13 protein-coding genes are annotated in these 12,874 nt (G+C 39.3%); 7 read left to right on the top strand and 6 right to left on the bottom strand.

Annotation, left to right across the window (positions count from 1 at the left end):
* Positions 1 to 178: 178 nt before the first annotated feature.
* The 3 genes from ACFSX4_RS13600 to pepT are packed head-to-tail and all read left to right on the top strand — an operon-like array spanning position 179 to position 3,036.
* The gene (locus ACFSX4_RS13600; protein WP_377775820.1) at positions 179 to 1,234 is read left to right on the top strand and encodes a D-alanine--D-alanine ligase family protein; all 1,056 of its coding nucleotides are present in this window, start codon (positions 179 to 181) and stop codon (positions 1,232 to 1,234) included.
* Positions 1,235 to 1,260: 26 nt separating this feature from the next.
* Complete coding sequence (locus ACFSX4_RS13595) at positions 1,261 to 1,776, top strand: GNAT family N-acetyltransferase (protein WP_377775818.1); 516 nt, start codon at positions 1,261 to 1,263, stop codon at positions 1,774 to 1,776.
* 39 nt (positions 1,777 to 1,815) lie between these two features.
* Positions 1,816 to 3,036 carry a peptidase T gene (gene pepT, locus ACFSX4_RS13590; RefSeq protein ID WP_377775816.1) on the top strand — a complete coding sequence of 407 codons (1,221 nt, stop codon included), beginning with the start codon at positions 1,816 to 1,818 and terminating at the stop codon, positions 3,034 to 3,036.
* Positions 3,037 to 3,097: 61 nt separating this feature from the next.
* Here the strand turns inward: pepT and ACFSX4_RS13585 are convergent, their stop codons facing one another.
* Together ACFSX4_RS13585 and ACFSX4_RS13580 are read right to left on the bottom strand one after the other, a co-directional pair.
* A complete protein-coding gene (locus tag ACFSX4_RS13585) occupies positions 3,098 to 4,561 on the bottom strand; it encodes an MDR family MFS transporter (protein WP_377775814.1) in 1,464 nt (487 codons plus the stop codon).
* 76 nt (positions 4,562 to 4,637) lie between these two features.
* The gene (locus ACFSX4_RS13580; RefSeq protein WP_377775812.1) at positions 4,638 to 4,811 is read right to left on the bottom strand and encodes a hypothetical protein; all 174 of its coding nucleotides are present in this window, start codon (positions 4,809 to 4,811) and stop codon (positions 4,638 to 4,640) included.
* A 168-nt stretch (positions 4,812 to 4,979) separates the two neighbouring features.
* On the opposite strand from ACFSX4_RS13580, the gene ACFSX4_RS13575 reads away from it, so the two are divergent.
* Together ACFSX4_RS13575 and ACFSX4_RS13570 are read left to right on the top strand one after the other, a co-directional pair.
* Complete coding sequence (locus tag ACFSX4_RS13575) at positions 4,980 to 5,444, top strand: DinB family protein (RefSeq protein ID WP_377775810.1); 465 nt, start codon at positions 4,980 to 4,982, stop codon at positions 5,442 to 5,444.
* Between the two features lie 161 nt (positions 5,445 to 5,605).
* On the top strand, positions 5,606 to 6,400 hold the full coding sequence (locus ACFSX4_RS13570; protein WP_377775808.1) for a class I SAM-dependent methyltransferase: 795 nt from the start codon (positions 5,606 to 5,608) through the stop codon (positions 6,398 to 6,400).
* A 23-nt stretch (positions 6,401 to 6,423) separates the two neighbouring features.
* Here the strand turns inward: ACFSX4_RS13570 and ACFSX4_RS13565 are convergent, their stop codons facing one another.
* The gene (locus tag ACFSX4_RS13565) at positions 6,424 to 6,705 is read right to left on the bottom strand and encodes a hypothetical protein (protein ID WP_377775806.1); all 282 of its coding nucleotides are present in this window, start codon (positions 6,703 to 6,705) and stop codon (positions 6,424 to 6,426) included.
* Between the two features lie 376 nt (positions 6,706 to 7,081).
* On the opposite strand from ACFSX4_RS13565, the gene ACFSX4_RS13560 reads away from it, so the two are divergent.
* Entirely contained in the window at positions 7,082 to 7,228 is a 147-nt protein-coding gene (locus ACFSX4_RS13560; RefSeq protein ID WP_377775804.1) for a hypothetical protein, read from the top strand.
* A gap of 35 nt (positions 7,229 to 7,263) precedes the next feature.
* Here the strand turns inward: ACFSX4_RS13560 and ACFSX4_RS13555 are convergent, their stop codons facing one another.
* From ACFSX4_RS13555 to ACFSX4_RS13545, 3 genes are all read right to left on the bottom strand, one after another.
* Positions 7,264 to 7,656, bottom strand: coding sequence for a VOC family protein (locus tag ACFSX4_RS13555; protein ID WP_377775802.1), 393 nt, complete (start codon positions 7,654 to 7,656; stop codon positions 7,264 to 7,266).
* 106 nt (positions 7,657 to 7,762) lie between these two features.
* The gene (locus ACFSX4_RS13550; protein ID WP_377775800.1) at positions 7,763 to 9,154 is read right to left on the bottom strand and encodes an L-cystine transporter; all 1,392 of its coding nucleotides are present in this window, start codon (positions 9,152 to 9,154) and stop codon (positions 7,763 to 7,765) included.
* Between the two features lie 89 nt (positions 9,155 to 9,243).
* Complete coding sequence (locus tag ACFSX4_RS13545) at positions 9,244 to 11,307, bottom strand: HelD family protein (protein WP_377775798.1); 2,064 nt, start codon at positions 11,305 to 11,307, stop codon at positions 9,244 to 9,246.
* Positions 11,308 to 11,713: 406 nt separating this feature from the next.
* On the opposite strand from ACFSX4_RS13545, the gene ACFSX4_RS13540 reads away from it, so the two are divergent.
* Positions 11,714 to 12,865 (top strand): hypothetical protein, encoded by a 1,152-nt coding sequence (locus ACFSX4_RS13540; protein ID WP_377775930.1) that lies wholly within the window; start codon positions 11,714 to 11,716, stop codon positions 12,863 to 12,865.
* Positions 12,866 to 12,874: the final 9 nt, after the last annotated feature.

Here is a 12,874-nt window from a genome sequence, read left to right as displayed (position 1 = left end):
TACACGACTCCGCTCTTCAGCGGGAAATCTTTACGGGGTTAATATGAGCAATCCACCCCGTTAAATGTTAAAATTTTAAATGTAATGACCCATTTTTAAATATAATATAAATTAGTCAGTAAAGAGATACGACAAAAGTAGTAAATTGCGTTGTAAGCTGGACAGTGGAGTGAATAATATGAGTAAATTAAATATAGGAATACTATATGGTGGAAAATCAACCGAACACGAAGTGTCTTTACGTTCGGCAGAAAGTGTACTGAAAGCGGTGGATCATGATAAGTACAACATATCACTGATCTACATTTCAAAAGACGGGGAGTGGATGCTTTCCAGGGATTCAGAGGAAATCAAAATACTGTCGGAAGATAACACTGAAGCACTGACTCTTATCCCGTCCAAGCATCTCGCGGCAGGAGATACACCATTGAAACTGGACGCAGTCATCCCGGTACTTCACGGTACTGCCGGAGAGGACGGCAAAATACAGGGTGTCCTTGAACTGCTTGATATCCCTTATGCCGGCTGTAATGTGAGAAGTTCTGCAGTATGCATGGATAAGGATATGACGAAGCGGCTTTTAACTCTTCAGGGCATTGATGTAGCTGATGGTACCGTCATCAAAAGGCAGCACAGGGACCAGGTGAAATTTGAAGAAGTTAAAGATAGTTTCGGCCTGCCGATGTTTATCAAACCGGTGAACCAGGGTTCATCAGTCGGTGTATCCAAAGTGACCGATGAAAAGTCTTTTTATCAGGCACTGGATGCTGCATTCTCCTTTGATACAAAGGTGATGATTGAAAAGGGAATCGACGGACGTGAAATTGAAGTGTCGGTACTTGGTAATACGGATATATTTGTTTCACTTCCGGGTGAAATTATTTCGTCGACAGAATTTTATTCCTATGATTCAAAATATATTGACGACGATGGTGCAGTCCTTCAAATTCCTGCGGAACTGAGTGATACAGTCACTAAAAAAATTCAGCAGGTCGCAGCAGATACATTCAATACACTCGACTGTGAGGGTATGGCAAGAGTGGATGTGTTTTTAACAGAGGATGATACTGTGATAGTTAATGAAGTGAACACACTTCCGGGATTTACAAGTATCAGTATGTATCCGAAACTTTTAGAAGTCAGCGGAGTCGGGTATAGTGAATTAATCGACCGTTTAATTGAACTGGCAATTGAGCGTCACCAGCTGGAAAGCCGTTTAAAAACAGATAGATAGTTGTTAAATAAGATGGAGGGGTTAACATGACTTTATTAAATGTAAGAAGAGCGAATCCCGGGGACGCTGTAGATATCGCAAAGACTCAAATCGGAAGCTGGAGAACCACGTACAAAGGAATCGTGAGCGATGAGTATCTGGACAGTATGAGTGTTGAAGACCGTACTGAAATGTGGCAGCAGGCCATCCGCCAGAGTAAAGTGTACGTGCTTGAAGAAGATTCCGGAGCGACTGTCGGCTTTGCAGCAGGCGGTGCACACAACAGTACAAAATTTGAAGACTATGACAGTGAACTTTATGCCATGTATTTATATAAAGACTCGCAGAGAATCGGCGGTGGTAAAAAACTGTTCAATACAGTGATTGCCGATTTAGTTGAAAAAGGGCACAAAAATATGCTGCTCGGGGTACTTGCCGATAATCCGGCATGTGCGTTTTATGAGCATATGGGCGGTACCGTAATTGGTGAGGAAACGGTTGAAATCGGAGATGAAAAACATAAAGAAGTTTACTATGGCTGGAAAGATATAGATAAAAAATAATCTGCATTGCTTAGAAAACAACTTAGGAGATGTCAAGGAATGAAAGAAACATTAATCGAGCGTTTAACGCGTTATGCAAAAGTGGACACAGAATCTGATCCGGGCAGTGCGTCTACACCGTCTACTTCAAAGCAGTGGGATTTAGTTCACATGCTGGAAAAAGAATTGAAAGAAATCGGTATGCAGGATGTGTCAGTGGATGACAAAGGATATTTATTCGCAACACTTCCTAAAAATACCGAAGGTGTGCCTGTCATTGGTTTCCTTGCACATATTGATACTTCACGCGATTTTACCGGTGCCAATGTCAAACCGCAGATTGTAGATTATAACGGCGGCGATATTGTTTTGAATGAGGCGTTAAATATTGTACTTTCACCGGATGAGTTCCCGGAGCTTGAAAATTATAAGGGGCATACATTAATCACCACAGACGGCACTACTTTACTGGGTGCGGACAATAAGGCGGGAATCACTGAGATTATGACTGCTGTTGAATATCTGATTAATCACCCTGAAATTAAACACGGTGATGTACGTGTTGCGTTTACGCCGGATGAAGAAATCGGCAGAGGGCCGCATCATTTTGATGTTGCACGTTTTGGTGCTGAATACGCATATACGGTTGACGGCGGTCCATTAGGGGAGCTTCAGTACGAAAGCTTCAATGCGGCAGGTGTCCAGGTGAAATTTATCGGCAACAGTGTGCACCCTGGTACTGCTAAAGACAAGATGGTCAATGCCAACAGAATGCTGTCGGAATTTGTTCTTAAGTTTGATGAGAAAGATACACCGGAACATACATCAGGTTACGAAGGATTCTTCCATCTTCATAATGTGTCGGGTGATGTTGAAGAAACACAGGCAACGTATATTATCCGTGATTTTGATAAGGATAAGTTTGAAGAGCGTAAAGCATTCATGGAGGAAAAAGTGAAAGAACTTCAGGATAAATATGGTGAACACCGTGTGATTCTGGATATGGAAGATCAATATTACAATATGAAAGATAAAATAGAGCCGGTCATGCATATTGTAGACAATGCGCGCCGGGCTATGGAGTCATTGAATATTGAGCCGGTGATTGTACCTGTAAGGGGCGGAACTGATGGGTCACAGTTGTCATATAAAGGACTACCGACACCGAATATTTTTACAGGCGGTGAAAACTTCCACGGGAAGTTCGAATATGCTTCCGTAAATGATATGGAGAAATCCGTAAAAGTCATCTCGAAAATTATTGAACTCGCAGCAGAATAAAGCTGAACAGTTTCAGTTTATAATAAAAAACCATCCGGACGGATGGTTTTTTTGTTATACATTATTCTTTTTCAATCTCAATTTTTTTAGTACGTCCGAGTGACTGGGTGCTGGTTTCACTGGATGTCACTCGTTTTAAGAAGAATGCCATAATCAGTGAAACAGCCATCAAAATAGTTGAAATGAAGAATGAGAAGTTAATTCCCGCAAGTGTGGCTGCGTTAACCATTGTTTCAGTCGGTGCAGAAACACCTTTAAGCTGTGCATTGGCATAGGTCTGCATCAATGTAATTAAAAGCGCGATACCGACAGCGCCGCTGACCTGCTGAAGCATACTGTTTAATGAAGAGCCGTGCGGTGTTAATTTTGCGGTCAGCTGATTCATTCCATTTGTCATGACCGGCGTGAAAACAAGCGTTAATCCGAAAGCACGTACAGAGTACAGAATCAGCAGTGTTGAAAAGCTGGTTTCCAGTGTCAGACGGCTGAAGAAGAATGTTGTCACGACAGCAAGGGTCAGGCCTATGATTGCCAGCACCTTAGGACCGAAAATATCAAACAGACGGCCGGATACAGGACTCATGAATCCCATAATTAAAGCACCCGGCAGCAGGAGAAGTCCTGTTTCAAGAGGTGATATCCCCTGAAGATCCTGAAGGAAAATAGGCATCAATATCATACCGGAAAACAATGCGACATTCGCAGTACCGACAAGCATAGCTGCAAGTGCGTACATTGGGAATTTGTATACTCCAAAATCCAGTACCGGATCATCCATGCGTGTTTGTTTCGTTACATAGAAAATTAATGCAGCCGCACCGGCAGTGAGTGAAAGAATGACATCGATAGAGCCCCAGCCGTTATTACCTGCAGAACTCAGGCCGTATAACATACCGCCGAAGCCGATTGTAGATAATATGATTGAAGGAATATCGAGTTTGGCATGATATTTATTCTGAACTTCAGGTAAAAGAAAGTATCCGATAGCGAGAACAATAACAAGTACAGGCACCATCATGAAGAACAGCATATGCCATGAATAACTTTGAACGATGAACCCGGAAAGAGTCGGGCCGATTGCAGGAGCAAAGAACATGACCAGACTGAAAAGTCCCATAGCAGTCCCGCGCTGATGGGGCGGAAAGCTTGTAATCATTACATTCATGAGAAGCGGCATTAAGATAGCCGACCCGGAAGCCTGAATCATACGGCCGATAATTAAGACGATAAACGTTGGAGAAAAGCCCGCGATGATAGTTCCGGAAAGAAATAAAAGCATAGATGTCAAAAACAGCCGTCTCGCACTGAATTTCTGCATTAAGTAAGCAGTCGTAGGAATGACGACACCTGAGACAAGCATGTAGGCGGTGGAAACCCATTGAACAGAAGAAGTTGAGATATCAAAATCATTTTTAATAGAAGGCAGTGCAACATTTAAAAAAGTATTTGACAACAGCGCAACAAAAGCACCAGATAACAGAATGACAATCAGACGGTAATCTGGTTTTGTAGATATTTCAGGCACAAAAAGACCTCCTAAATTTAGAATAATACACTAATTATATTCCGATTTTCGAAATAATCAAGTGATTTGACCATATTCAGCCAATTCTGTTATCAATGAGTGTGTAGATATAGAAGCCTGCTGTGACACCAAGAAGTATGGATATTGGGAGACTGTAATTGCCGAGACTCGGGACAAAGGTGGAGAATACCCAGTTTAATAGAAGTACAAGAATACCCATAATAATTAAATTTAATAAAAGTCTAGTCATAAAATACTCCTTACTAATTTTTATTTAGTCTTCATTGTACGATAGTAAAAACAAATATGAAACAATGGTGCCGGGAGGATCTTGATTCACTTTTAAAGTTTATAGTTTCTCATCTATTTTTTAGTGTAGTATAGTAATTAAATAATCAAATATTTGGAGGCATAATAAATGACAAAAGAACTATTACATTCACAACTTAAATCCGTAAGAAACTGGGTGCTTAAGGCATATGAAGATACAGATCAAAGTCTGATAGATATTGTACCGGCAGGGTTTAATAATAATCTGCACTGGCAGTTCGGTCATGTAGCGGATAACATTGAGGGAGAACTTGTCCGCCTTCTTGAAAAAGATGATTCCGACCAAAAGCGTTTGAAGAAATATTTCGGTTACGGTACATCACCGGATCAGTTTGATGATGAGACACCTTCTTTTGAAGAGATCAAAGAAATACTCGATAGACAGGTGGATGAATACGGTGAAGTTCCGGAGGAAAGACTCGAAGGTGAGCTGGATGAAGCTGTACTTGGAAATTCAAGAAGTGATACACTTTCTGCTTTTATCATTGCACACGAAGCACTTCATGCAGGTAAAATTCAGGAGATTAAGCGTCTGCTTGAGGAGACTTATTAAAATATTAGTAGAAAGCACTTTTATATTTAAATATAGAAGTGTTTTTTTTTATGGAAGAAGAATGAAAAATGAAGTACAATAGACTAGGAATTTTTGATAATTATTTTGCAAATAAAATTTACTTAATGTTAAAATATTAACATGAGAGGTGGTCATTAATCATGGTAACAAATTACGATCAAATTGCAGACGCATATATTGAATCACGTGATGATATTCCAGAAGCATTTATTGATAACTTAGAGTTGAGAGGAATCAATATTTCCGGTGCAAAAATTGCAGATCTTGGCTGCGGTCCGGGATATTTAAGCAATACTCTGTCAGAAAAAGGTGCAATTATTGATGCAGTGGATCCTACGAAAAAATTTATTGAATTCGCAAAGAAGGAATTTAAGGATAATCAAAGGGTACAATTTTTGGAGGGTACTGCTGAGAAAAGCGGTCTTCCGTCACAGACCTATGACATTGTTATAGTAATGCGTGCATGGCACTGGTTTGATCGTGATGAAGTGATTGATGAGGTTAAACGTGTATTAAAACCCGGCGGATTTCTTGTGATCGGTGATGCAGGTTTTACAGGTGCAACCAAGGCAGTAAAAGAGTCCATGAAAATCATTAGAAAAAATGCTCAGAAACATTCAGTGTCGTCACCGGGTACAAAGTCGTACGCAGATCAGCTGATTAACAACTTTCCGGTGGAGTGGTTTGAAGAGTGGCAGCTTGCACGGTTTGATTTAGTTGAACTGTTTAAAAAAGAGTATAAAGTGAAGTATAAGCATGAAGACTGGATGGGGCGTTTAAGTTCGGTGTCTTCACTTGCTGCTTTCAAAGAGAAAGAAAGAAAAGAGACATTGAAAAAAATTGAGAAAAATCTAATTGAAAATGTCGACAAAAATAAATATAAAGTACCGCATCTGATGAGTGTGGCTGTTTTAGAAAATAAAAATAAAAACTAACATATAAAGAACGGGAAGAGCATTTACTGCTTTTCCCGTTCTTTAGTTTCCTCAATTAACCATTTGTTTTCTTTAGAAGCATATTTTTCTTCGGATCGTTCCTTATTTTCCTCTTTGATTCTGTTCAGAGTAATTCGCATTTCTTCATTCTCAAGTAAATAATTCTCCTGTTTCAACTGTTCAAGTTCAATTTCTTTATCGAGTTGCTTCAGCCGCAGTTTTTCTTTTTGATTCATTCGCTTTAAATAATCTGTAATGACTCCGGCTGCAGTACAAATCAGTACAATATAAACAATCCACATCATATAATCATCTCCTCATACAAGTTGTGATGTTGTAAATAGTAATTTAAGTGGATGTATTTCATAGTATTTTCTAAAGAATATTCTGTTTTATTCTACCATAAATATGAATTATTAATAAAACATTCATGAAAACGAATACAATATGAATATTCATGCTGCTAATATCATAAGTAATGATGAAAAACTTTCTGTTTGAAATTATATATCTTTTTATTCATTTTTAAATTGAATTTATAGAAAATTTTAAATTGATGTACTTTAGGAATTTAATCACAAAACCATTGATAAACGTTGATATGACTGATATTATAATTTGTGAAGATGATAGATAAAGCATCTGGATAAAAAATAAATTTCAATTTAAGGAGTGAAAAGCATGTTTTCTACAGATAGATATTCAGCAGAGAGAAGAATTAATGAATATAAAAACATCGCACTAAATAATGCGAAGTTAGCATCAAAAGACAAAAAAGCTGTGAAAAAATCAGCAGTTTCTAAATTAGTCAGCATCATCAGCCTTTAATAAAAACAGCTCCTGATTAGAAGAGGAGCTGTTTTTTATTGTCTAAAATTAATCTGCCAGCAAACACCGTATTGGTCCTGAACCCATCCGAAATAGTCGCGGCTGCCATAATCATCAAACGGTACCAGTATCGCACCGTTTCTTTTCAGCTTACGATAGTAATTTTCTGCTTCATCAAGAGTGAAGGTGTCTATTAAAAATGACATGCTGGGTGTGAATTTAAATTCATTTGGTATTTGGTTGTCATTCAGCTGGATCATCTGGCCTTGGACAGACAATACAGCCTGCATGACCTGCCCGGACATATGGGATTCTTCATCATGCATTTGTAAAAGCTTGAGTTCAGCATCCCTGAATGTGTCCTGATAAAAATGGACTGCCTCCAGTGCATTCCCGTTAAAGGTTAAAGAAGGTATAATGGATTTCATAAAATATTCCCCACAATAGATTTGATATACTCATTTTACTATAATTTCAGCTTTCATATAAATGAAAAATCCGCTAGAGAGTAATCTCTAACGGATTTTTTTGGTTCTATGCATCAGCAGTTAATTCATCAAATTCTTTCTGGTTATACAGCTCTTTATCAAGTGTGCCATCTGTTTTGGATGTTACTGTTCCGGCAACCATTGAACCGCTGACGTTTACAGCTGTACGGCCCATGTCAATCAATGGCTCCACTGAAATGAGTACAGCCGCAAGTGCAACCGGTAAATTCATTGTAGATAAGACAATGATGGCAGCAAATGTTGCACCGCCGCCGACTCCGGCAATACCGAGTGATGCAATTACAGTGACTGCAATCAGGGTGATAATAAACTGTGCATTCACTTCAACACCTGCAGCAGGTGCAATCATAATACCGAGCATTGCCGGATAGATGCCGGCACATCCGTTCTGCCCGATAGATAAACCGAAACTTCCTGAGAAGTTCGCAACACTTGCCGGTACACCGAGACGTGTTGTCTGAGTCTGGATATTAAGCGGCAGCGTGCCTGCACTTGAACGTGATGTGAAGGCAAAAAGTAATGCCTCGGATGATTTTTTAATATATTGAACCGGATTTAATCCTGTGACTGATAAGATAATCAGATGGACAATATACATTGCGATTAATGCTGCATAAGAAGCAATAACAAAGAGTCCAAGATCAACAACTGCTGAAAAGTCTGAAGTTGCGACTGTAGTAGTCATAATTGCCAAAATACCGTAAGGAGTCAATCTTAAAATGATTTTAACAAGCTCCATTACCCAGTCGTTAATATTTAATATACCGTTTCTGACGGATTCACCGCTGTCCGGTTTTTTGCGCAGTAGTCTCACCAGGCTGAAGCCGAGGAACACTGCAAAAATCACTACAGCAATCGTTGATGTTGCGCGGTCACCTGTAAAGTCCAAAAATGGGTTTGCCGGCAGCAGTTCAACAATCTGCTGAGGCAGGGTTGAGTCTTCTACAGAAGAGGCTGTTTCTTCAATTGATAATGCACGGTCATTTTCTGCATCGCCAAGGTTGATACTTGAAGCATCAAGGTTGAAGGCAGAGGCTGAAATAATACCGATTGTAGCAGCGATGGCAGTTGTACCAAGCAGAATCACGATGATTTTAATTCCTGATTTAAGGAACCGCTCCTTCACATCCATTTTTGCGAATGCAGCCAGAATGGAAATGAAAATCAGAGGCATAACAATCATCTGGAGCAGTCGGACAAAGCCGTTGCCGATCATGCTGATCCAATCTGTAGTGTTGGTAATGACTTGACTGTCGGTACCGTATATCAGTTGAAGCATAGCACCGAAGACGAGTCCGATACCGAGACCAATCAGAACACGGTATGAAAATTTAATATGTTTTTTATTTAGGAAAAACAGTGAACCGATTAGTGCGGCAAAGACAACAAGGTTAATAATGATAAGTAGTGTGTCCATATATAATCTCCTTTAAAGTTTTGAATACTATAAAAATCAACTTATATAGTATAGGACACTATATCCTACTTGTAAAGTATGTTTTACTGTTATTTTATATTGATCAGGTGAAGGTGTCTGGTTGCTCTTGAAGCGAGTACAAAATTAACATGTGTCTGATCTTTGAATTGATCCGCACCATACACAATGACAGTATTATATTCAAAGCCTTTGCATAAATAGAAAGGAAGAATAATAAAGGACTGCTGGTAAAGTGTATCTTCTTCCTGAAGATTTTTGAATTCAGGAAACTGTGTTTTTAACTGGTGATACAGTGCATCTGCACTTTCTCTTGAATCTGTAATAATGGCGGTCTGTTCACGGTGCTCATTCAGTATGTCGAGGAGATCTTTGTACGGGTCTTCACTGTTAATCACATTAACATCATCACCGTCTACAGAAACAGAGTGTATGGTATCCGGGATTAATTCATTCAGGTACGTATTAATTTGATTGGTGGACCGGTATGAGTTTCTGAGCTGTTTAGTGACATGATTTTTAACAATAAGCTGATCTTTTTCTGCAGGATGTATCAGCTGGTTTAAATCTCCGAGACTCGTAAAAGTCGCTTTTCTGTAATAGTGCTTCATCACATAGTACTGAAGATTCGAATAATCCTGAACTTCATCAACGAGAACGTGTTCAATAGCCGTGTTTGAAATATTAAGAAGATGAATGTAGATATAAATCAGCGGTGCAATATCTTCATATTTAAAGTGATTGTCTTTAATCGATTTTATTGTTCTGTTTTTAACAGCGGAGTGATTCAGTGACTCTGCATATATTTTTTCAATATGGATAAAGCGATGACGTGTAATCTGCCTGTGGGCGCTCTGTGTCTTTTGTTTGGCGTATTCATGTGCCTGCTGTTTTAATTCGTGCGCCTCACCGACGTAAGTATTTTCTTCTGTCAGTGACTTCAGTTTTTCTTTTTCAAGACGCTTAACAGTGCTTTGATATTCACGCAGTAAAAATTCCTTTATTTTCAAGAGGCGGCGGCTCGTCTCATGTTGTCGTAATTCATGATAGAACATATGTGAGAGTTTCTCTTTTGTAATTAAAGTACCGCCCTGATATTTGACATCCCTGAAATGAAAACCGTTGTCCTGTAAGCTTTTTAAATAAACATGAAGTTCTTTAAAATAGCCGAGTGAATTTTTAAACCGGTAATCATCATGGGGTTCATGCTGAAGCCTGCTGATGTTGTCATAGACATTTTCAAACCTGCGTCCTTTAAAATACGGAAACTCTGAAAGCATTCGATAGAAAGTTGTATTCTTAACATGATTTTCCCCGAGTTCCGGCAGTACATCCGACAAATAGTCATTAAATACTTCATTTGGAGAGACAAGGAGAATATTCTCAGGCTTTAAAATGTCTTTGTACTGATAAAGCAGAAATGCAATACGCTGCAGGGCGAGAGATGTTTTACCGCTGCCCGGCGGACCGTATACAAGTGTGTCCTGTTTCAAGGGCTGCCTGATAATATCGTTCTGCTCCTTTTGAATGGTCGCAACAATATTCTTTAATTTTGACCCGGATGAATCAGTCAGGATATTCTGCAGAACTTCATCTCCGATATATAAATCACTGTCAAACATCTTCAAAAGTCTGCTGTTTTCTACAATGAACTGTCTTCTGCTGCTGACATCCGCTTGAATGATTTCCCCGTTTGGAATTTTATAAGAAAGAGAGCCTGTCTGGTTCTCATAGAATAAGCCGGCGATGGGTGTCCGCCAGTCATATATGATAATATCATTCTCACTGTCTCTGATTGTTCTGTTGCCAATATAAATTTCATCCCCGTCCACAACGATCTTTCCAAAATAGGGTTTAGGTATCATGGATTTTGTCATTTCGTGCATTTCTTTAATATAATTAAAATCAAGCTCCGACATCCTCAGTTCCGGAAGCAGGGTTACAAATTCCCAAAAGTTTCCGTCATCAAAATCAACGACTAAATGACTGAGTTCTTCACTGATTTCCGTCCTGCGGGAGCGGATACCATCTGTTTTATCCCCGAGCTTTAAACTCAAGTCCGCATGATAGGCTTTTAAAAACTGTACGGTAAATGACAGATGATTTTCTTCTTCAAAAAAAGTTGTATTAGACAAAAAATCCCCCTCTTTCTGTTCGAATACATATCGTACAGTAAAAATCCGGTCATGAACAGTCTTATATCACAGAGCTGTATATGCTATAATAGACTTGTAGAATCATTAAGAAACCTTTCCCAAAATGAAATAATTAAAATAAAAACATACATATATAAAAAGGAGTATAAAAGCCGCTGCCGTGAATTGTGCAGCGGCTTTTAGTTATTTTATACGAATTTTACAAGGGTTATCTTCCTTTATTTCCATTAAATTTCAGCATAGTGAAATTGGTTACAAAAAATAACGCTTCCAATAACTGAAAAATGATTTTTTTCTGAAAAATATCTTTTAAAATGTTCAGAAAATATGTATAATTCATTCACTGACTTTAAAGTCGATTTAAATTGAGATGGGAATGATTGATATGATACAGGAACCAATTATTGCCACGGTTATGGTGTTTGCACTTCTCGTGTTTGGTGAAGTACTCTCCATAGTAACACGTGCGCGGATTCCAATGCTGATGACAGCAATGCTGGGATATTTAATTTTGACATGGACCGGCGTATTTCCGGCGGAGATACTGGAGTGGTCGACACTTCCTGCACTTGGTGCAATCCTGATTGGACCGCTGATTGTCCATATGGGAACTTTGATGAGATTTACGATACTTAAAAAGCAGTGGCGGGCTGTGATTATTTCGCTGTCCGGACTGATTGGTGCACTTACGCTGGTTTTAACAATCGTTACAATGGTGTTCGGTTTCCCGACAGCAGCAAGTGGTGTTGGTCCGTTATCCGGCGGAGTGGTGGCACTTTTAATTACAACGGAACGCCTTGAAGCACTTGGTCTTACGTCGTTAATTGTTATACCTGTAATGGTCCAGGCGTTACAAGGTGCAATCGGTATGCCGTTGTCTACTTTCTTTATGAAGAAGTACGGAAAGAAATTTGTGAACGGGGAAGTGGATATTGCCAAGACTGTTGGCAGTGTTGATGAGGAAGAAAAGCCTGTACGGATTAAGCTGATGGCGAACAATATAGTCAAGTTATTCTGTGTATTTCTTCTGGCGGCCTTCGGAGTTTACCTTGGTGATTTAACAGGGATTCACTTTACAATATTCTGTCTGGTATTCGGTATCCTGGCATTGAACTTGAATCTGTTTCCGAAGAGTGTGTTAAACAGTGCCAATTCATTCAGTTTCATGATGGTTGCTTTAATCTTTGTTATTATTGGTTCCATGGGTGGTATTTCACCAAGTGATGTGGTTGAGAATATCCCTGGTGTCGCAGCTATACTTGGTTTAGGTATTCTGGGTATACTCGGCGGCGGTTATATTGCGTCCAAACTTGTCGGCTGGCACCCGTATAAAGGAATGCCTGTGGCATTGACTGCATTGATCGGTTTCCCGGGAGATTATATTATTTGTGAGGAAGTATCAAGAAGTGAGGGGCGTACGCCTGAGGAGCAGGAAGCTTTATTCCAGGAACTCGTCACACCAATGCTAATCGGCGGTTTTGTAACGGTAACAGTGGCATCTGTATTTATCGCAAGTATTGTTATGAATTTAATATAAAATTTAGAG

The organism is Corticicoccus populi (genome assembly GCF_042686195.1).
GTDB classification, from domain to species: Bacteria; Bacillota; Bacilli; order Staphylococcales; family Salinicoccaceae; genus Corticicoccus; species Corticicoccus populi.
The sequence above is the reverse complement of the archived record's forward strand: the minus strand, read 5'-3'. Positions and strand labels throughout refer to the sequence as shown.